This is a genomic window from Stenotrophomonas sp. HMWF023, from assembly GCF_003060985.1.
GTDB lineage: Bacteria > Pseudomonadota > Gammaproteobacteria > Xanthomonadales > Xanthomonadaceae > Stenotrophomonas > Stenotrophomonas lactitubi.
This window is the reverse complement of the sequence record NZ_QAIJ01000245.1, coordinates 1-19,634: the sequence shown is the minus strand read 5'-3', so window position 1 is coordinate 19,634 and position 19,634 is coordinate 1. Positions and strand designations below refer to the sequence as shown.

General features: G+C 66.3%; 22 protein-coding genes. 16 read left to right on the top strand and 6 right to left on the bottom strand.

The window, feature by feature from the left end:
- Positions 1-144 precede the first annotated feature (144 nt).
- The 3 genes from DBR20_RS13660 to parE form a co-directional block, all read right to left on the bottom strand.
- Positions 145-1,641 (bottom strand): S10 family peptidase, encoded by a 1,497-nt coding sequence (locus DBR20_RS13660; protein WP_089240223.1) that lies wholly within the window; start codon positions 1,639-1,641, stop codon positions 145-147.
- A 98-nt stretch (positions 1,642-1,739) separates the two neighbouring features.
- Entirely contained in the window at positions 1,740-2,318 is a 579-nt protein-coding gene (locus DBR20_RS13655; protein ID WP_100552132.1) for a GNAT family protein, read from the bottom strand.
- Between the two features lie 242 nt (positions 2,319-2,560).
- The gene (parE, locus tag DBR20_RS13650; protein WP_108266555.1) at positions 2,561-4,450 is read right to left on the bottom strand and encodes a DNA topoisomerase IV subunit B; all 1,890 of its coding nucleotides are present in this window, start codon (positions 4,448-4,450) and stop codon (positions 2,561-2,563) included.
- Between the two features lie 160 nt (positions 4,451-4,610).
- Here parE and DBR20_RS13645 point away from each other — a divergent pair, with 160 nt between their 5' ends.
- The 9 genes from DBR20_RS13645 to truD all read left to right on the top strand — a co-directional run bounded on the left by DBR20_RS13645 (position 4,611) and on the right by truD (position 11,708).
- A complete protein-coding gene (locus DBR20_RS13645; protein WP_089240228.1) occupies positions 4,611-4,844 on the top strand; it encodes a hypothetical protein in 234 nt (77 codons plus the stop codon).
- A 401-nt stretch (positions 4,845-5,245) separates the two neighbouring features.
- Positions 5,246-6,910: a CTP synthase gene (locus DBR20_RS13640; protein ID WP_100464696.1), complete on the top strand. Its 1,665-nt coding sequence runs from the start codon at positions 5,246-5,248 to the stop codon at positions 6,908-6,910.
- A 118-nt stretch (positions 6,911-7,028) separates the two neighbouring features.
- Positions 7,029-7,376, top strand: a complete 348-nt coding sequence (locus DBR20_RS13635) for a hypothetical protein (protein WP_108266554.1) — start codon at positions 7,029-7,031, stop codon at positions 7,374-7,376.
- The gene (locus tag DBR20_RS13630) at positions 7,376-7,708 is read left to right on the top strand and encodes a hypothetical protein (RefSeq protein ID WP_108266553.1); all 333 of its coding nucleotides are present in this window, start codon (positions 7,376-7,378) and stop codon (positions 7,706-7,708) included. Before DBR20_RS13635 ends, DBR20_RS13630 begins: the two co-directional genes overlap by 1 nt.
- Before the next feature lie 97 nt (positions 7,709-7,805).
- Positions 7,806-9,098: a phosphopyruvate hydratase gene (gene eno / locus DBR20_RS13625; protein WP_108266552.1), complete on the top strand. Its 1,293-nt coding sequence runs from the start codon at positions 7,806-7,808 to the stop codon at positions 9,096-9,098.
- A 4-nt stretch (positions 9,099-9,102) separates the two neighbouring features.
- Positions 9,103-9,453, top strand: a complete 351-nt coding sequence (ftsB, locus tag DBR20_RS13620; RefSeq protein ID WP_089240237.1) for a cell division protein FtsB — start codon at positions 9,103-9,105, stop codon at positions 9,451-9,453.
- Positions 9,450-10,148, top strand: coding sequence for a 2-C-methyl-D-erythritol 4-phosphate cytidylyltransferase (gene ispD, locus DBR20_RS13615; protein ID WP_100552136.1), 699 nt, complete (start codon positions 9,450-9,452; stop codon positions 10,146-10,148). Before ftsB ends, ispD begins: the two co-directional genes overlap by 4 nt.
- Before the next feature lie 34 nt (positions 10,149-10,182).
- Positions 10,183-10,680, top strand: coding sequence for a 2-C-methyl-D-erythritol 2,4-cyclodiphosphate synthase (gene ispF, locus DBR20_RS13610; protein ID WP_108266551.1), 498 nt, complete (start codon positions 10,183-10,185; stop codon positions 10,678-10,680).
- Positions 10,677-11,708: a tRNA pseudouridine(13) synthase TruD gene (gene truD / locus DBR20_RS13605; protein ID WP_108266550.1), complete on the top strand. Its 1,032-nt coding sequence runs from the start codon at positions 10,677-10,679 to the stop codon at positions 11,706-11,708. The genes ispF and truD overlap by 4 nt, the downstream gene beginning before the upstream one ends.
- Before the next feature lie 142 nt (positions 11,709-11,850).
- Here the strand turns inward: truD and DBR20_RS13600 are convergent, their stop codons facing one another.
- The gene (locus tag DBR20_RS13600) at positions 11,851-12,390 is read right to left on the bottom strand and encodes a Smr/MutS family protein (RefSeq protein WP_099820096.1); all 540 of its coding nucleotides are present in this window, start codon (positions 12,388-12,390) and stop codon (positions 11,851-11,853) included.
- Positions 12,391-12,599: 209 nt separating this feature from the next.
- Here DBR20_RS13600 and surE point away from each other — a divergent pair, with 209 nt between their 5' ends.
- Genes surE through DBR20_RS13580 form a run of 4 tightly spaced genes read left to right on the top strand, consistent with a single transcriptional unit; the run spans position 12,600 to position 15,469 of the window.
- A complete protein-coding gene (gene surE / locus DBR20_RS13595; RefSeq protein ID WP_108266549.1) occupies positions 12,600-13,379 on the top strand; it encodes a 5'/3'-nucleotidase SurE in 780 nt (259 codons plus the stop codon).
- Positions 13,376-14,053 (top strand): protein-L-isoaspartate(D-aspartate) O-methyltransferase, encoded by a 678-nt coding sequence (locus DBR20_RS13590; protein WP_089240249.1) that lies wholly within the window; start codon positions 13,376-13,378, stop codon positions 14,051-14,053. Before surE ends, DBR20_RS13590 begins: the two co-directional genes overlap by 4 nt.
- Positions 14,054-14,072: 19 nt before the next feature.
- A complete protein-coding gene (locus DBR20_RS13585) occupies positions 14,073-14,687 on the top strand; it encodes a DedA family protein (RefSeq protein WP_100464718.1) in 615 nt (204 codons plus the stop codon).
- The gene (locus DBR20_RS13580; RefSeq protein WP_108266548.1) at positions 14,684-15,469 is read left to right on the top strand and encodes a peptidoglycan DD-metalloendopeptidase family protein; all 786 of its coding nucleotides are present in this window, start codon (positions 14,684-14,686) and stop codon (positions 15,467-15,469) included. Before DBR20_RS13585 ends, DBR20_RS13580 begins: the two co-directional genes overlap by 4 nt.
- 324 nt (positions 15,470-15,793) lie before the next feature.
- On the opposite strand, the gene DBR20_RS13575 is transcribed toward DBR20_RS13580, so the two are convergent.
- Together DBR20_RS13575 and yhbY are read right to left on the bottom strand one after the other, a co-directional pair.
- Positions 15,794-16,168, bottom strand: coding sequence for an Mth938-like domain-containing protein (locus DBR20_RS13575; protein WP_108266547.1), 375 nt, complete (start codon positions 16,166-16,168; stop codon positions 15,794-15,796).
- Between the two features lie 12 nt (positions 16,169-16,180).
- Positions 16,181-16,486 carry a ribosome assembly RNA-binding protein YhbY gene (gene yhbY / locus DBR20_RS13570; RefSeq protein ID WP_108266546.1) on the bottom strand — a complete coding sequence of 102 codons (306 nt, stop codon included), beginning with the start codon at positions 16,484-16,486 and terminating at the stop codon, positions 16,181-16,183.
- Between the two features lie 64 nt (positions 16,487-16,550).
- Between yhbY and rlmE the strand changes: the two genes are divergently transcribed.
- From rlmE to DBR20_RS13555, 3 genes are all read left to right on the top strand, one after another.
- Positions 16,551-17,183, top strand: coding sequence for a 23S rRNA (uridine(2552)-2'-O)-methyltransferase RlmE (gene rlmE, locus DBR20_RS13565; protein WP_108266545.1), 633 nt, complete (start codon positions 16,551-16,553; stop codon positions 17,181-17,183).
- A 66-nt stretch (positions 17,184-17,249) separates the two neighbouring features.
- A complete protein-coding gene (gene ftsH / locus DBR20_RS13560) occupies positions 17,250-19,187 on the top strand; it encodes an ATP-dependent zinc metalloprotease FtsH (RefSeq protein WP_181393084.1) in 1,938 nt (645 codons plus the stop codon).
- 98 nt (positions 19,188-19,285) lie between these two features.
- A complete protein-coding gene (locus tag DBR20_RS13555; protein ID WP_100464731.1) occupies positions 19,286-19,471 on the top strand; it encodes a hypothetical protein in 186 nt (61 codons plus the stop codon).
- The last annotated feature ends 163 nt before the right edge of the window (positions 19,472-19,634 follow it).

Genomic DNA, 19,634 nt, shown 5'->3' with positions numbered 1-19,634 from the left:
CATGGATGGCGCCATCGAGCCCCCATGGACGGGTTTACGGCGTGTCCTGCACACCCACCCCATCCCGCCGCCCTCCAGAGACCGAGCCTTTGCCGTTGCTCTGGCCTCTGCGGGTGCCGGGCTGCAGGCCCGGCCGACAACCCCTCAATTACGCTGGAACAACGCCTGCACATCCCTGCGGAACGCCGCCTGGCTGTCAGCCCTGCTGTAGAACATGTGCCCGCCCGGATAGCTGCGCACCTGCACGCGGTCAGGATTGCTGCCCATCGTCGGCATCTGGTCCACGGTCAGGATCGAGCCCATGAACGGGCACGACAGGTCATTCCAGCCGTGCACGATCAGCACCTGCAGATGCGGGTCGATTGCTACGGCCTGGCGCAGCTGGGTCACCGCGCCCTCCCGCAGGTCGCCATTGCGATCCCACAGGCGGTTCACGTCGTAGTTCAGCGCCTGGTAGCGCGCATCCACCTTCCAGCCGACCTCGCGGGTGACGAAGTCGACCATCGCCGTGGTGGTCGGCGCGATGATGCTGTCCAGCAGCGGATCGTTGGCGCGCTGCTCCGGATCGTTCGGGAACGGATCGAATGCCGTGACGTTGGAGTCGTAGCGGCTGCCCAGCGTGCCCTTGTCGCGGAACACCTCACGCAGGTACGCCTGGGTTTCCAGGCGGCCACCGGCGCGGCGCACGAACTGCGGGTCCAGGCCGGTCAACTCGGCCACCCGGCGCAGCATCGCCTCGGTCGCCTGCGGATCACTACGGCCCTTCATCAACGCAGTGGCGTAGTCGCCGCGGGTGTACTCGACCACCTCGCGCATCGCCGCGTCGGTCAGCTTGCCTTGGCGTTCCAGGTGCGCGGCCGCGATCGAAGGCAGGGTCTGCATCCACGCCATCGGCGAAACATCGGCGTTGTCTTCCAGCGTCGGGCTCAAGTACGGCGACACCAGCACCAGGCCGTTCATCGCCACGCCCAGGCGGGTCTGCAGGAAGTGGGTGATGCGCGGGCCACGGTAGCCGCCGTAGCTCTCGCCGGTCAGGTACTTGCGCGCGCCCATGCGCTGGTTGCGCAGCAGCCAGTCGTAGATTGAGCGTGACAGGTACTCGATGTCGGCGCTGGGGTTGTACAGCTGCTTCTTCGCTTCGTCATCGCCGATGCGGGCGCGGCTGAAGCCGGTGCCGACCGGGTCGATGAACACCAGGTCGGTGAAATCCAGCCAGGTGCCCGGGTTGTCGTGCAGCTTCGCCGGCGCCGATGCGCTGTCGCCTTCCGAACCGAAGGTCACCACCTTCGGGCCGATGGCGCCAAGGTTGAGGTACACCGAGGACGCGCCGGGGCCGCCATTGAGCGCGAAGGTCACCGGCCGGTCCTTGCCCGGCATGGTGTAGGCGGTGAACACCACATCGGCGATCACCTTGCCCTTCGCATCACGTACCGGCAGGGTGCCGACGGTGGCGGTGTAGTCGAGGGTGCGGCCCGCCAGTCGCATGCTCTGGCGAGCCGACGCATCGGCGGGCAGGGGAGCGGCTTCGGTCTTCTCTTCTTTCGTTTCGGAGGCGCTGTCAGCAGCAGGAGCGGCCAGCACGCAGACAGGGGCGATCAGCAGGCCGACGCAGAGCGCGGCAGAGTGCAGCAGGAACTTCATGGCACCGGAACGGCAGCGGAAGGGACCCCGATGCTAGGACGGGGTGCCGCCTACCGTATGTGTCCAAAGGCATGGGCCAGCGTTGCGGCCTGATCCGGTCAAGCCGAGGTGGCAGCTGGCGCAGCGTCGTCGGCCAGCAGCCCATACACGGCCGAGTCCGCCAGTTCACCGCGGATACGCCAGCGCTGCCGCAGCAGGCCTTCGCGGTGGAAGCCCAGGCGTTCGAGCACATGTGCCGAGGCCTCGTTGCGTGGATCGATCTCGGCTTCCACCCGATGCAGTTGCAGGGTGTTGAACAGATAGGCCAGCACCCGCTGCAGCGCTTCATGCATGTAGCCATGGCCCTGCCTGCCAGGTGCCAGCAGATAGCCGATTTCGGCACGTGCCGCATCCCGATCCAGCGCAAACACCACGCAGATGCCCAGCAGCGGGCCGTCCACCGATTCGCGCAGGGCCAGCTTCAATTGCGTGCCGGTAGCCTGTGCAGCCAGGTCGTCGTCGATCTGCGCGCGTGCCTCGGCGGGGCGCGTCCATGCCGGGTGGTTCCACCAGTGCATCACGTCCGGGTCGGACTGCAGGGCGAACAGGGCCGCGGCGTCATCGCGGCGGATGGGGCTCAGCACCAGGCGCGCGCTGTGCAGCGGCAGCCCGGGAAACAGCAGCGAGTTGGCGGGCAATGGGGTCGTCCACGCGAATGAGCGCGCATTATGGACCCGCAGGGTTTGCCGATGGGGGCGGATCCATCGGCCCGGTAGTGCCGGCCGCTGGCCGGCAACCCAGGTATCCCCGTGGTTCACGGAAAGCAGCCGGCCAGCGGCAGGCACTACCACATGTACGGGGATCGCCCGCGCCGAGTGAACAATGCCCGCGCGGCGAGGTTGGGGCCGTCGCCACGGCCCCGTGCAATGACGCACCGGAATCAGGCTTCCAGCGAAGCCAGATCGCCCTTGCTCTCCAGCCAGCCCTTGCGATCCGACGCACGCTTCTTGGCCAGCAGCATGTCCATCAGCGACCGGGTCTGCTCGCCATCGTCGATGGTCAGCTGCACCAGGCGACGGGTGTCCGGGTGGATGGTGGACTCGCGCAGCTGCGGCGGATTCATCTCGCCCAGGCCCTTGAAGCGGGTCACGTTGATGGCGCCCTTGATCTTCTCGCGTTCGATCTTGTCCAGCATCGAGCGCTTTTCTTCCTCATCCAGGGCGTAGAACACCTGCTTGCCCACGTCGATGCGGAACAGCGGCGGCATCGCCACGAACACGTGGCCAGCATCGACCAGCGCCGGGAAGTGCTTCAGGAACAGCGCGGTCAGCAGGGTGGCGATATGCAGGCCATCCGAGTCGGCGTCGGCCAGGATCACCACCTTGCCGTAGCGCAGGCCGGTGATGTCATCCTTGCCCGGGTCGCAGCCGATGGCCACCGCCAGGTTGTGTACTTCCTCCGAGGCCAGCACGCTGTTGGAGGACACTTCCCAGGTGTTGAGGATCTTGCCGCGCAGCGGCAGGATCGCCTGGAAATCCTTGTCGCGGGCCTGCTTGGCGCTGCCGCCTGCCGAGTCGCCCTCGACCAGGAACAACTCGGTGCGCGACAGGTCCTGGCTGATGCAGTCGGCCAGCTTGCCGGGCAGGGCAGGGCCCTGGGTGACCTTCTTGCGGACAACCAGCTTCTCGGTCTTCAGGCGCGCACTGGCGCGCTCGATGGCGATCTGCGCGATCTTCTCGCCCAGCTCCACGTTCTGGTTCAGCAGCAGGCTGAACGCATCGTGCGCGGCGCCTTCGACGAAACCGGCGGCCTGGCGCGAAGACAGGCGTTCCTTGGTCTGGCCGCTGAACTGCGGGTCGGTCATCTTCAGCGACAGCACGAACGACACGCGGTCCCACACATCTTCCGGGGCCAGCTTGACGCCACGCGGCAGCAGATTGCGGAAGTCGCAGAACTCGCGCAGCGCTTCGGTCAGGCCGGTGCGCAGGCCGTTGGCGTGGGTGCCGTGCTGTGCGGTCGGGATCAGGTTGACGTAGCTTTCCTGCACCAGTTCGCCTTCCGGCAGCCAAGCCACGGCCCAGTCGACGATCTCGGTGTCTTTCTTCAGGTTGCCGACGAACAGGTCGGCCGGCAGCGACTCGCGATCGCCCAGCTCCACCTTCAGGTAATCGCGCAGGCCGTCCTCGTAGTACCAGGTATCGACTTCACCGGTGGCTTCGTCGGTCAGCTTGACGGTCAGGCCCGGGCACAGCACGGCCTTGGCGCGCAGCAGGTGCTTGAGCGCACGCACGGCGAACTTGGGCGTATCGAAGTACTTCGGGTCCGGCCAGAAACGCAGGCGGGTGCCGGTGTTCTTCTTGCCGACGGTGCCGACCACTTCCAGCGGCGAGGCGCGGTCGCCGTTGCGGAAGGTGATGCGGTGTTCGGCACCTTCGCGCTTGATGTGGATTTCCACCAGGGTCGACAGCGCATTGACCACGCTGACGCCGACGCCATGCAGGCCGCCGGAGAAGGTGTAGTTGTTGTTGTTGAACTTGCCGCCGGCATGCAGGCGGGTAAGGATCAGCTCGACGCCCGGAATCTTCTCTTCCGGATGGATGTCCACCGGCATGCCGCGGCCGTCATCGCTGACCTCCACGCTGCCGTCCTTGAACAGGGTGATCTCGATCGAGCGGGCATGGCCTGCGAGGGCCTCGTCCACCGAGTTGTCGATCACTTCCTGCGCCAGGTGGTTCGGGCGTGCGGTGTCGGTATACATGCCGGGGCGGCGCTTGACCGGGTCAAGGCCGGACAGGACTTCAATATCGGCGGCGTTATAGCGGGCGTTCATCTGTCTTCGAAAGCGTGGAGCGACGGGCAAGTGTGCGGTCTGGACCGGGAATTTGCACGCCTGCGGTTCAGCCTCGTTGGCGGGGAGGGGGTAAAATGGCAACCGCTGGAACCGAACACCGGCGCCCCCCATATCCGAGCCATACCGCGAGGAGGACTCCATGAAGAAGTTGCTGACCATTGCGATCCTGGCTGCCGCCGCTGTTGCAGTGCCGATGGTGCTGGCGCAGAACGCCGGCCAGCCTGCTCCGCAGCAGGGTGACCAGGCCGACAAGGCGCAGTCCGAAGCCGACGCCAAGGCCAAGCGCCGCGCGCAGGCCAATGCCGAGATGAAGGCCAAGGGCCAGCCGGTGCCGCAGCAGGAAGAAGAGGAAGAGGCGCGCAAGAAGAAGTAATTCTTCTGCCCCTCCGAAGCCCTTGCCACAAGGGTTTCACCCTTGAACGCCCCGCCCAGCGGGGCGTTTCTTTTTGCCGATTGCGCCATCTGCCCCTTGGGTTGGCGGCCATCTATCTGTAAACTATGGCTTTCCGGGAGTAAGTGCGTGTCCACCATTTGCGAATGGGCTGGCACGGCCAAGCGTGGCCTCCAGCAAAGCGGGTCGCAGGTGACGGTCGAAGTGACCGGCACGGCCGCCCCGACCTCGCAGGGTGGTTCCCCGTTGGCGCTTGGCGCCGGCCGGGCCCGCACCTCCCTCGCTGCTCCAGCGAACCGGAAAACCCCCTTTCTGCTCCACGCCCGCCCCCCGGGCAGGCGTGGCGCTGCCGTTTTCCATTTCCAGACAGGATGCTTGCAGCCATGACTCCCTTGATTTTCGTAACCGGCGGCGTGGTGTCCTCGCTCGGCAAAGGTATTGCCGCCGCGTCACTGGCCGCCATTCTCGAAGCGCGTGGCCTGAAGGTCACGATGATGAAGCTCGATCCGTACATCAACGTCGATCCGGGCACGATGAGCCCGTTCCAGCACGGTGAGGTGTATGTCACCGACGACGGCGCCGAAACCGATCTCGACCTGGGCCACTACGAGCGTTTCGTGCGCACCCGCCTGAGCCGCAAGAACTCGGTCACCACCGGTCGCATCTACGAAGAAGTGATCCGCAAGGAGCGCCGCGGCGACTACCTGGGCGCGACCGTGCAGGTCATTCCGCACATCACCGATGAGATCCGTCGCTGCATGGACGAAGCCACCGAGGGCTTCGACGTGGCCCTGGTGGAAATCGGCGGCACCGTCGGCGACATCGAGTCGCTGCCGTTCCTGGAGGCGATCCGCCAGGTGCGCACCGAGCGTGGCCCGGAAAAGGCACTGTTCATGCACCTCACCCTGGTGCCGTACATCGCCGCGGCGGGTGAATTGAAGACCAAGCCGACCCAGCACTCCGTGAAGGAACTGCGCTCGATCGGCATCCAGCCGGACGTGCTGCTGTGCCGCTCGGAACAGCCGGTGCCGGATTCGGAGCGTCGCAAGATCGCCCAGTTCACCAACGTCTCCGAGCGCGCGGTGATCAGCGTGCCCGACGTCGATGTGCTGTACCGCATTCCGATGGGCCTGCACGCACAGGGCCTGGACGAGATCGTCATCAACCAGCTGAAGCTGGCCGACAAGGCCGGCCCGGCCGACCTGTCGATGTGGGAAGACGCCGTCGACGCCACCCTGCATCCGCTGGATGCGGTGACCATCGCCGTGGTCGGCAAGTATATCGACCACCAGGACGCCTACAAGTCGGTCGGCGAGGCACTCAAGCACGGTGGCCTGCGCCAGCGCACCAAGGTCACCCTGAAGTGGCTTGAAGCGCAGGACCTGGAAGGCAGCGATATGTCCGCGCTGGCCGATGTCGACGGCATCCTGGTGCCGGGTGGTTTCGGCGACCGTGGCTTCGAAGGCAAGGTCCTCACCTCGCAGTACGCCCGTGAGCAGAAGGTGCCGTACTTCGGCATCTGCTACGGCATGCAGGCTGCCGTGGTCGACTACGCGCGCCACGTGGTGGGCCTGGAAGACGCCAACAGCACCGAGAACGATCGCCAGTCGCCGAACCCGGTGATCGGCCTGATCACCGAATGGCGCACCGCCACCGGCGACGTGGAAAAGCGTGACGACAAGAGCGACCTGGGCGGTACCATGCGCCTGGGCCTGCAGGAGCAGCGCCTGAAGCCGGGCACGCTGGCCCGCGAGCTGTACGGCAAGGACGTGGTCGCCGAGCGCCACCGCCACCGTTACGAGTTCAACAACCGCTACCGCACCCAGCTGGAAGACGCAGGCTTGGTGATCGCCGGCAAGTCGATGGACGACACCCTGGTGGAAGTGGTTGAACTGCCGCGCGACCAGCATCCGTGGTTCCTGGCCTGCCAGGCGCACCCGGAATTCCTGTCCACCCCGCGTGATGGCCACCCGCTGTTCATCGGCTTCATCCGTGCCGCGCGCGAGCGCAAGGCCGGTGGCAAGCTGCTGCAGGAAGTGCGCGCCTGAAAGGAAACGCCATGAAACTGCGTGGATTCGAGGTCGGGCTGAGCCAGATCGAAGCGCCGCTTGAGGCCTTGACGAAGCTTGGCGCGGTGACCGGGAAGCGCGGCTTCTCGCGCTTCGCGTGAGTCAGCACCCGCAGGCGGCGCTGGAGATCCAGCGTCGTCGCCGGCACTGGCGGCAGTGGCCGTGGGGCCCGATCGCACTCGGTCTGGCCTTGCTGTCGGTGTCGGGCGTGTTTGCCATTGGCATGCTGTTCGGTGCCGGCATGCGCCCGTCCAGTGCGGGCGGCCCGGTAGTGAACCTGATGCCCTTCGTCATCGCGCTGGCGGTGGCCGAAGTGCTGACCATTTCCGCAGGGCTTTTCGCCGCAGTGCTCGGCTGGCGCCTGAACCGGGGCAGGGTCACCGCTGCACTGGCGATGATCCTGCTGTCGCTGTGGGTGGGCATCCTGCTGCACGATCTGCTTTGATGAATACGACACCTGAACCCTTGCGCAGTCGACCCTGGGGCCTGATCGCCCTGTTGCTGTCGGTGCTCGCCTGGGGCGCGTTGCTGCTGGGCGTGCTGGCCTTCGCTGCCAGCTTCCGGCCGCCGGGGGATGGCAACAACGGCGTGCAGGCCACGCAGTACTGGATGCTGGGCGCATTGGTCACACTGGTGCTGTCTTTCGCAGGCAGCCTGGGCGCGATGGTGATGGCCTGGCGACGGCGGCGCGGACCAGTGTGCGCGACCATTGCCGGTGCGCTGCTGGTGCTGCTTGTGTCGCTGGTGATGATCGTGATCGGGTCCAGCTGGGGCTGATGCCGCTCAGGCCATTTGGCAAGTGAGGGGTAGCCGGGGATAATCACGCGGCATTCGTTTTTGTCGCCCCCTCTCCATACAGGTAACCGGCCCGACCATGAGTACGATCCGCAGCATCCATGCCCGTGAAATCCTCGACAGCCGTGGCAACCCCACGCTGGAAGCCGAAGTCACCCTGGAGGACGGTTCGTTCGGTCGCGCCGCGGTTCCCTCCGGCGCATCGACCGGCACCAAGGAAGCGGTGGAGCTGCGTGACGGCGACAAGACCCGTTACCTCGGCAAGGGCGTGCGCAAGGCCGTCGACAACGTCAACGGCGCCATCGCCAACGCACTGAAGGGCTTCGAGGCCACCGACCAGGCCGGCCTGGACCGTCGCCTGATCGATCTGGATGGCACCGAGAACAAGGGCCGCCTGGGCGCCAACGCACTGCTGGGTGTTTCCATGGCCGCCGCGCATGCCGCTGCTGCCTCCAGCAAGCAGGCACTGTGGCAGTACCTGGCCAGCAAGACCGGCGCGACCCCGTCGCTGCCGGTGCCGATGATGAACATCATCAACGGCGGCGCGCACGCCGACAACAATGTCGATTTCCAGGAATTCATGGTGCTGCCGGTCGGCTTCACCTCGTTCTCCGAAGCGCTGCGTGCCGGCACCGAAATCTTCCATTCGCTGAAGTCGGTGCTGAAGGGCCATGGCCTGAGCACGGCGGTGGGCGACGAAGGCGGCTTCGCGCCGGACTTCCGCAGCAACGTCGAAGCGCTGGACACCATCCTTGAAGCCATCGGCAAGGCCGGCTATACCGCCGGTGAAGACGTGCTGCTGGGCCTGGACGTGGCCTCCAGCGAGTTCTTCGAGAACGGTAAGTACAACCTGGTCGGCGAGAACAAGCGCCTGACCTCCGAGCAGTTCGTCGACTTCCTCGCCGACTGGGCCGCGCAGTATCCGATCATCACCATCGAAGATGGCCTGGCCGAGAACGACTGGGCGGGCTGGAAGCTGCTGACCGATCGCATCGGCAAGAAGGTGCAGCTGGTCGGCGACGACCTGTTCGTCACCAATCCGAAGATCTTCCAGGAAGGCATCGATTCGGGCACCGCCAACGCGATCCTGATCAAGGTCAACCAGATCGGCACCCTCAGCGAAACCCTGGAAGCGATCGCGATGGCCGACCGTGCCGGTTACGCCGCCGTGGTCTCGCACCGTTCGGGTGAAACCGAAGACACCACCATCGCCGATATCTCGGTGGCCACCACCGCCACCCAGATCAAGACCGGCTCGCTGTGCCGCAGCGATCGCGTGGCCAAGTACAACCAGCTGCTGCGCATCGAGGAAGCCCTCGGTACCGGCGCGCGTTACGCTGGTCGTGACGCGTTCGTGTCGCTGAAGCGCTGAGCCGATGCGCGACTGGCGCTGGCTGCTGTTGTTGCTGGCCCTGCTGCTGGCATGGCTGCAGTACCGTTTCTGGTTCGGCCCGGGCAATTCGGGTGAAGTGATGATGCTCGAAGCCCAGGTCGCCAACCAGGAGCGGGACAATGACGGTCTGCAGCAGCGCAACGATGCGCTTGCTGCCGAAGTGAAGGACCTCAAGGAAGGCCAGTCCGCCATCGAAGAACGCGCGCGCAGCGAGCTGGGCATGATCAAGCCCGGCGAGAAGTTCTATCGCGTCGTGGAAGATGCACCAACGCGTCCGGCGCAGCCTGCGCCGGTCACGGCCCAGGCCGGTGACCATCCGGCGGACGTGCCATGAGCGCGGCAATCTGGGTGGTTGTTCCGGCCGCAGGGCGCGGCACGCGTTTTGGTGCGCCGTTGCCCAAGCAGTACCTGCAGGCAGGCGGGCAGACCTTGCTCGCCCATACCCTGGACACGCTGCTGGCACATCCGGCCGTGGCCGGGGCGATGGTGGTGATCGGCGCGGACGATGCTGACTGGCCGGGCTGGACCGAATGGGCCGGCAAGCCGGTGCTGACCTGCACCGGCGGCGCCACCCGCGCTGCCTCGGTGCTGGCGGGGCTGCAGGCGCTGCCGGACAGTGTGCGTGCCGATGAATTCGTGCTGGTGCACGATGCGGCGCGTCCGAACCTGTCGCAGGCCGATCTTGGCCGCCTGCTGGAAGTAGGGCGTACCGACCCGGTCGGCGCCATTCTGGCCGCGCCGGTGCGCGACACGCTCAAGCGTGCTGGCGACGATGGCGGCATCGATGGCACCGAACCGCGTGAGCGCCTGTGGCGTGCATTGACGCCGCAGCTGTTCCGCCGCCACCAGCTGATCCGCGCCTTGTCCGAAGCGGCTGCCGCCGGTATCGACGTCACCGACGATGCCATGGCCATGGAGCGCCAGGGCCAGCGCCCGCTGCTGGTGGAAGGCAGCGAGGACAACTTCAAGGTCACCACGCCGGCCGATCTCGATCGTTTCGAATTCGTACTCTCCCGCCGCGCCGGCTGACCGCCCGCGCGGCCCTGCTGCAAGGGCTGCATCCATGAGCACCTCCCCGTTCCCGCCCGTCCGTATCGGCCAGGGCTACGACGTCCATGCCTTCGGTGAAGGCGACCACATCATGCTCGGCGGCGTCGCGGTACCGCACAGCTGCGGCGTGCTTGCGCACAGCGATGGCGACGTGATCCTGCACGCGCTGTGCGACGCCATGCTTGGCGCGATCGCGCTGGGTGACATCGGCCAGCACTTCCCGCCCAGCGAAGACCGCTGGAAAGGTGCGGACAGCAGCGAGTTCGTGCGCCACTGCGACGGCCTGCTGCGCGAGCGCGGCTGGCGTGTCGGCAACACCGACATCACCGTGATCTGCGAGCGGCCCAAGGTCGGCCCGCATGCGCTGGCCATGCGTGAGCGCATCGGTGAACTGTTGCAGCTGCCGTTGGATGCGGTCAGCGTCAAGGCCACCACGTCCGAGAAGCTGGGCTTTACCGGCCGCGGCGAAGGCATCGCCGCGCAGGCAGTCGTTCTGCTGGTGGCCGCATGATCCCGCTGCCGCTGGCCTTCGGCGTGCCGCTGCTGCAGGCGCGCATCCGCACCACGCCGGAAGACTTCCAGGTTGATGAACTGCCGGCCTTCGAGGCGACGGGTGAAGGTGAGCATCTGCTGCTGCATATCCGCAAGCGTGGTGCGAACACGCTGCACGTCGCCAAGGTGCTGGCCAAGTGGGCGGGCCTGCCGGAAATGGCGGTCAGCTATGCCGGCATGAAGGATCGCAATGCGGTCACCACCCAGCGCTTCAGTGTGCATCTGCCCAAGCGCGTCGCGCCGGATCTGGCCGAGCTGGCCAGTGACGAGATTGAAGTGATCGAGTCCACCTGGCACAACCGCAAGCTGCAGCGCGGTGCGCTGGCGGGTAACCGCTTCAAGCTGGTGCTGCGCGATGTGCAGGGTGACGCCGCGGCAATCGACGAGCGCCTGCAGCAGATCGCCATGCGCGGCCTGCCGAACTGGTTCGGCGAGCAGCGTTTCGGTCGTGATGGCGGCAATGTGCCGGCTGCGCTGGCGATGTTCGGTGGCCGCCGCATGCGCAAGGACCAGCGCTCGCTGCTGTTGTCGGCCGCCCGTTCGGCGCTGTTCAACCGGGTGCTGGCCGCGCGCGTGGAGCACGGCAGCTGGGACCAGCCGCTGCAGGGCGAAGTGTGGATGCTGGACGGCAGCCGCAGCGTGTTCGGTCCCGAGCCGTACAGCGACGTGCTGGCCGAGCGCCTGGTGCGCTTCGACATCCACCCCAGCGCCCCGCTGTGGGGCGAGGGTGAGCTGCGCAGCACTGACGCCGCCCGTGAGCTGGAACTGGCGGCGCTGGATGATGATGAATCCAAGGCGCTGCGTGTCGGCCTGGAAGAGGCGCGGTTGAAGCAGGAGCGACGCGCGCTGCGGCTGCGTCCGGCGCTGCTGCAGCATCAGTGGCTGGCCGATGACGTGCTGGAACTGTCCTTCGCGCTGCCGCCGGGCTGCTATGCCACGGCGGTCCTGCACGAGCTCGGGCCGGTAGAAGACGCTTCGCAGGTTTGAAAGAAAATGGGGGCGGAGGCGAAGGGCATCCACGGATGGCGTGGATCTACTTTCCTCCGCTCGCCCCAGTAGATCCACGCCATGCGTGGCTGGGCCGTCAGTAGAGCCACGCCATGCGTGGATGAATCCCACCGGCAGAACGTCAGCGCCGCGCCAGCAGCACCAGCACGGCGCCGGTGCCGCCTTGCCCGGTCGGGGCGGAATGGAACGCCAGCACGTCGTTACGCAGGCGCAGCAGCCGGTCCACCAGGTTCTTCAACACGGGCGCACTGCCATCGGACTGCAGGCCCTTGCCGTGGATGATGCGCACACAGCCGTACTCGTGGGCGTGCGCCTCCAGCAGGAACTGGCGCAGCATCGCCTCGGCCTGCGCGGCGGTGGCACCATGCAGGTCCAGTTCGTCCTGCACCGAGTACTGCCCGCGCTTCAAGCGCTGGAACAGGCGTGGTGGCAGGTTGTCGCGCCGGTAGCTGGCAACGTCGCCCGCCTCGAGGGGAGCGTTGTCGCGCAGCAGCCGGGCGAACTCTCCGGCGGCTTCGGCGTCGTCGCGCTCGGCCATCCGCGCGCGCGGCTTGGGGCGCGGCGCGGCAGGCGCGGGCTCCACTTCCTTACGCAGCGGCGTCACTTCGCCGATGGCTGCACGGAACAAGGCAGCCGGATCTTCGTCTTCAGGGTGCGACATGCGCACAGGTTAAACCGGCTGCGCGGGTCTGCCTATGACCGTTTGATGTCGGCCGTGACCGCAGACAGGGTAGGACCCAGCGCCCGCTTGCGGCACAATAGTCGGCGCACTTGCGGAGCTGCCTCCTCCTTGGAGGAGACTGGCCGGCTTCGCCCACGATGCAAGGTGACGGGATCGAATTCTTGGAAAATCAAGCGGTTAAATCGAAGATGCGCATCCTGGTCAGCAATGATGACGGTGTCGACGCGGCAGGCATCCGGATGCTGGCATCCGTACTGCGCGAGGCCGGGCACGAAGTGACAGTGGTCGCACCCGACCGCGATCGCTCCGGCGCCAGCAATTCGTTGACGCTGGATCTGCCGATCCGGCTCAAGCGCATCGACCACTACACCGTGTCGGTGGCCGGTACGCCTACCGATTGCGTGCACCTGGCGCTGACCGGCCTGCTGGAATTCGAGCCTGACATTGTTGTGTCCGGTATCAACAATGCCGCCAATCTCGGCGATGACGTGATCTATTCCGGTACCGTGTCTGCGGCGATGGAAGGTCGTTTCCTCGGCCTGCCCGCTGTCGCAGTGTCGCTGGTGACCCGCAACCACGACCCGAAGCATTTCGAGACGGCGGCGCGTGCCGCGGTGGAGATCGTTGCCCGGCTGAAGGCCGATCCGCTGCCGGCCGACACCATCCTCAACGTCAATGTGCCGGACCTGCCATGGAGCGAGGTCAAAGGCTTCGAAGTCACCCGCCTGGGCAACCGCCATCGCGCCGAAGGCTGCATCGCGCAGAAAGACCCGCGCGGCAACGAGGTGTACTGGATCGGTCCGGCCGGCCGCGAGCAGGACTCCGGCCCGGGCACTGATTTCCGTGCGGTGCGCACCGGCCACATTTCGATCACCCCGATCCAGGTCGACCTGACCCGCTACCAAGCGCTGGAAAAGGTCGCCAGCTGGGTCGGCGGCCTTACCGCCGCGCTGGACCAGCCGGCATGAGCCCACGCCTGCGCCTGCAGCCGGAAGCGGTCGGCATCGGCATGACCTCGCAGCGCGTGCGCGACCGCCTGGTCGACCGCCTGCGCGAGGCCGGCATCGTCGACGAGTCGACGCTGAACGCGATCCGGGTGGTGCCACGTCATCTGTTCATCGACGAGGCCCTGGCCTCGCGTGCGTATGAAGACACCGCGCTGCCGATCGGCCACGGCCAGACCATTTCGCAGCCGTGGGTGGTCGCGCGGATGACCGAGGCCGTGCTGCAGGTGGCGCCGAAGAAGGTGCTCGAAGTAGGTACCGGCTCGGGCTACCAGGCGGCGGTGCTCGGCGCGTTGGGGCTGGAGGTCTATACCGTCGAGCGCATCGGCGACCTGCTGCGGCAGGCGCGCAAGCGCTTCCGCGCGCTGGGCATGAACATCCGCACCAAGCACGACGATGGCCGCGTCGGCTGGGCCGAGCATGGCCCGTTCGACGCCATCGTGGTCACCGCCGCCGCACCGGCCCTGGTCGATGCCCTGGTCGAGCAGCTCGCCGAAGGTGGCCGCCTGGTCGCCCCGGTCGGTGGCGCGGGCGCACAGTCGCTGGTGCAGCTTGACCGCAAGGACGACGGCAGCATCGAACAACGCGTGCTGGCGCCGGTCACCTTCGTGCCGCTGCTGTCTGGCATGCTCGATTGAATCCACGGAGCAGGGTTGCATGAAGATTTTCGGGCCGCTGTACGAGCGGGCGATGAAGTGGGCCGCGCACGAGCGCGCGCCGACCTATCTGATGGTGCTGAGCTTTTTCGAAGCCATCATCTTCCCGGTGATGCCGGAAGTGATGCTGGCGCCGATGTGCGTGGCCCAGCCCAAGCGCGGCTGGTGGTTCGCCACCCTCAGCCTGGCCGGCTCGATGGTCGGCGCGGTGATCGGTTACGCGCTGGGCCACTACGCATTCGAGGCGGTCAAGCCGATGTTCGAGGCGCTGGGCATGCTGCCGGCGATCGAGCAGGGCATCGCTACCGTGCAGGCCAAGATGGTGGAGTCGCCCTGGGCGGTGTTCACCTTCCTTGTGCTCGGCGGCTTCATGCCGATTCCGATGAAGGTCTTCACGTGGGCATCGGGTATCGTCGGCGTGCCGATGCCGCAGTACCTGTTGAGCATGTTGATCGGTCGTGGCAAGCGCGTGTTCGTGCTGGCCGCGGTCATCCGTATCGGTGGTGCGCGCGCCGAAGCAGCGCTGCGCCGATGGATTGAACCGCTGGGCTGGATCGCCACCGCGTTGGTGGTGGTGCTGATCGCCTGGCTTGTATGGAGGTCGAAGTTCGCATGAGTGCAGATCGTCTGAGCAAGGGAGTGCGCATCGGCGCACTGGCGTTGCTGGTATCCACCCTGGCCGCCTGTGGCACCGCCACCGTGGTCCGGCCCAGTGGCAGCGGCGGCAGTGGCGTCAGCACGCCGAAGACGTCGGTGCCCAAGCCGGGGCAGAACGTGGTCGTGCGCAAGGGCGACACCATCTATGCACTGGCCCGCATCCACGACATCACCCCGGCCGACCTGATCGCCTGGAACAACCTGGACAACCCGTCGACCATTTACCCGGGACAGGTGATCCGCCTGTATCCGGCCGGTTCCGGTGGCGGCCGCGCGCCGACCACCGTGGTCACCGCGCCGCGTCCGGGTGGCAGCGCATCTGGCGGCAGTACCGCGCCGACGCCGGGTCCGGCCGGTCCGGTCAAGAGCAACATCGCCTGGCGTTGGCCGGCCGATGGCGCAGTCGTCGGCCGCTACGTGGCCGGCGATGCGACCAAGCAGGGTGTGGACATCGCCGGCACCAGCGGCGCACCGGTGAAAGCCACCGCCAATGGTGTGGTGGTGTATTCCGGCGCCGGCCTGGTCGGCTATGGCGAGCTGATCATCATCAAGCACAGCGACCAGTGGCTGTCGGCCTATGGCCACAACCGCAAGCGCCTGGTCAATGAAGGGCAGAGCGTGAAGGCCGGTGAGCAGATCGCCGAGATGGGCCGTACCGGTGCCAACCGGGACATGGTGCACTTCGAGATCCGCTACAACGGCAAGCCGGTCGACCCGCAGCAGTATCTGCCGGCGAAGTGATCGGATATTCGCCTTCCGGGCGGATCCCCGGCCCGGCGCAGCGCGCCGGGCGTTCGCCGAGGGCGCGGCCCATGGGCCGCAAGCACCCTCGGCTCACCCGCTACAACGGCAAGCCGGTCGACCCGAAGCAGTATCTGCCGGCGCGCTAGCGCGGGCAGATACGGGTAGCGCCGGGCCATGCCCGGCGTAACTCACCTGTAGCGCCGAGCCATGCTCGGCCGCTCTTTGCTGCGATACGACGCTGCCCGAACATGATCTCGGGCGCTACACGCAACGTGTGGTCCAGGGGCGGGAGCGCCGGGCCATGCCCGGCGGCTTCAGGCCTCAGCCTTCCAGAATGAAGGCGGCCGCCACCTTGCGGCCTTCGCCGGCAAGGATGTTGAAGGTGCGCGCAGCAGCCGGATTGTTCATCACTTCCAGGCCGATACCACGCGACAGGCAGGCGGCCATGACAACCGCCGGCGGGAACGCCTGGCGCTCGCCGGTGCCAAGCAGTATCAGCGCCGGCTTCAGTGCCAGGATCGGCTCCAGGTCAGCCACCTGCAGCGCCGTGACGTCGGTCACCGGCCACAGCTCGACCAGCTGGTCCGGGGTCAGGAAGAAGCTGTTGCCCAGAACGCGATCATTCACCCGTGCCGAGCGACCGTCAGCGGCGCGCAGGCTGTAGGCGTAGTCGGGCAGTTCGTGGTTCAGCTGCATGGCAGGGGTCGATCAGCCGCGCGGAAGCACGATCTGGCGGTGTTCCTTGCTCGGGCGATACAGCACGGCCACATGGCCGATACGCTGCACCAGCGCGCTGTCGGTAGCCTGCACGATCTCGCCGATCATCACGTCGCGGGCGTCACGGTCTTCGGCGGCAACCTTCACCTTGACCAGTTCGTGGCGTTCCAGCACTTCGTTCAGCTCGGTCAGGAAGGCCGGACTGACGCCCTTGCCGCCGATCTGCAGCAGGGCCTTCAGGTCATGGGCTTGGCCGCGCAGGAAACGGGTCTGGGAAGGGGTCAAGGCAGTGGGCATGCAGAAAACACGGTTGAATGGGACGATCAGGGTATCATGGCGACCCCCTCAGCCCCTATTTACAATGGCTACCCGCAGCAAAAGCAGCCAGCGCTGGCTCAAGGAACACTTCTCCGACCCCTTCGTGAAGAAGGCCCAGGCCGAAGGCATGCGCTCCCGTGCGGCCTACAAGCTTGAAGAACTGCTCGAACGTGACCGGCTGCTGAAGCCGCACATGGTGGTGGTCGACCTTGGCGCGGCCCCGGGCGGCTGGTCTCAGCAGGTTCGGAGACAGATCGGCGATACCGGCCGCGTGCTTGCCCTGGACATCCTGGACATGCCGCCGCTGGCCGGTGTGGAGTTCCTTCATGGTGACTTCAGGGAAGAAGCCGTTCTATCGGAGTTTGAAGCCATGCTCGGGGATGAGCCGGTAGACCTTGTGCTGTCGGACATGGCCCCCAATAAGAGTGGTGTGGGCGCGGTCGACCAGCCGCGGATGATGCACCTGGCGGAGCTGGCCATGGATTTTGCCGACAACCACCTCAAGATCGGTGGGGCATTCCTGATCAAGCTGTTCCAGGGCGAAGGCTTTGACGACTACGTGCGCGACATGCGCCGCCGGTACGACAAGGTCTCCATCCGCAAGCCGGAAGCCTCGCGCAAGCGCTCTCCCGAGGTGTATGCCTTGGGTCAGGGAAAACGCGCCCACATGAAGTAAGCTCGACCCCGTAAGTTCGACCCCAACGCAACGCCAGCACTAAGAGGAACACCGGAGCCAATGAGGATGAACGACTTGACCAAGAACCTCCTGCTATGGGTGGTCGTCGCCGTCGTGCTGATGGTGGTCTTCCAGAGCTTCTCACCCAAGACCTCAGGGGCCGGGGCGCAGGGCGCTTCGTACTCGCAGTTCCTGGACCAGGTGGACACCGGCAACGTGCAGAAGGTCGCCTTCGGCGGCGATACGCGCGGCGGTACCAGCCAGATCACCTACACCACCCGTGGTGGACAGTCGTCCACCATCACCGCGCCGTTCGATCGCGACCTGATCAACGTGCTGCGCACCAAGAATGTCGAGATCGTGCAGGAAGAGCCGTCCAGCGGTATCTCCCTCGGCGCGATCCTGATGAATTTCCTGCCGGTCATCCTGATCATCGGCTTCTGGCTGTTCATCATGCGGCAGATGCAGGGCGGTGGCGGCGGTGCCAAGGGCGCGATGTCCTTCGGCAAGTCGCGCGCCAAGCTGCAGGGCGAAGACCAGATCAAGGTCACCTTCGCCGACGTTGCCGGCTGCGACGAGGCCAAGGAAGAAGTCGGCGAACTGGTCGACTTCCTGCGTGACCCGTCCAAGTTCACCAAGCTCGGCGGCAAGATTCCGCGCGGCGTGCTGATGGTCGGCCCGCCGGGTACCGGCAAGACGCTGCTGGCCAAGGCCATCGCCGGCGAAGCCAAGGTGCCGTTCTTCTCGATCTCCGGTTCGGACTTCGTGGAAATGTTCGTCGGCGTCGGTGCCAGCCGTGTGCGCGACATGTTCGAGCAGGCCAAGAAGCACGCGCCGTGCATCATCTTCATCGATGAAATCGACGCCGTCGGCCGTCACCGTGGTGCCGGCCTGGGCGGCGGTCATGACGAGCGCGAGCAGACCCTGAACCAGCTGCTGGTCGAGATGGATGGTTTCGAAGGCGGCGAAGGCGTGATCGTGATCGCAGCCACCAACCGTCCGGACGTGCTGGACCCGGCGCTGCTGCGTCCGGGCCGCTTCGACCGCCAGGTGGTGGTCGGTCTGCCGGACGTGAAGGGCCGCGAGCACATCCTCAAGGTGCATATGCGCAAGCTGCCGCTGGCCGACGACGTCGTGCCGATGGTGATTGCGCGTGGTACTCCGGGCTTCTCCGGTGCCGACCTGGCCAACCTCTGCAACGAGGCCGCCCTGTTCGCCGCCCGTGGCAACGAGAAGGAGGTCCGCATGGACCACTTCGATCGTGCCCGCGACAAGATCCTGATGGGTGCCGAGCGCCGTTCGATGGCCATGAGCGAGGAGGAGAAGACCCTCACCGCCTACCACGAAGCTGGCCATGCCATTGTCGGCCGCCTGGTGCCCGAGCATGACCCGGTCTACAAGGTCACCATCATCCCCCGCGGCCGTGCGCTGGGTGTGACCATGTACCTGCCGGAAGGCGACAAGTACTCGATCAACCGCGTGGCGATCAACTCGCAGCTGTGCTCGCTGTATGGCGGTCGCGTCGCCGAAGAACTGATCTTCGGGCCGGACAAGGTCACCACGGGTGCGTCCAACGACATCGAGCGTGCCACCAAGATGGCCCGCAACATGGTCACCAAGTGGGGCCTGTCGGAGACCCTTGGCCCGATCGCCTACGGTGAAGAGGACGATGAAGTGTTCCTCGGCCGTTCGGTCACCCAGCACAAGAGCGTGTCCAACGACACTGCGCGCCGCATCGATGAGGAGGTGCGCAGCATCCTGGACAAGGCCTATGCCCGGACCACCGAGCTGCTGACTGCCAACGTCGACAAGCTGCATGCGATGACCCAGCTGCTGCTGCAGTACGAAACCATCGACGCGCCGCAGATCGACGCCATCATGGAAGGCCGCGATCCGCCGCCGCCGATGGGGTGGACCAAGCCGAGCAAGGATGATGGCGGCAATGACAAGGGTGGCGACGCCCGTCCGCTGCCGCCGATCGCCGGTCCGGCCGAATCGATCTGACGGCCTGCCGTACGCAATGCAAGATGAGGCCGGGGCAACCCGGCCTTGTTGTTTCCGGGCCCCGGCCCATCCGATCCCGACAGTCCGCTGGAGTCCGCATGTCCGCCCCCAAGCCTGAACCGATTTCCCACACTGCCGAGATGGTGATCGCCACCGTGGTCGGCGTCGCCGTCGGCCTGACCGTGGACAATCTGCTGCTGGGCTGTGGCGTGGGCATCGCAGTGGGCATCCTGCTGAGCATCATCAAGACGCTGTACGTAGACCGGAAGCGTCGGCGCAAGTAGGGTTCTGCGGCAGGGCTGCGCCCTGCACCCGCAGAGGCGGTAGTGCCGGCCGCTGGCCGGCAATCTCAACAGCAACAGCAACAGCAACAGCCGGCATTCCGTGGGATGGCGGGGCGGTGTCGGATTGCGGGGACGCCGTGAATCCGTCCCTGGGGGCTTGGCA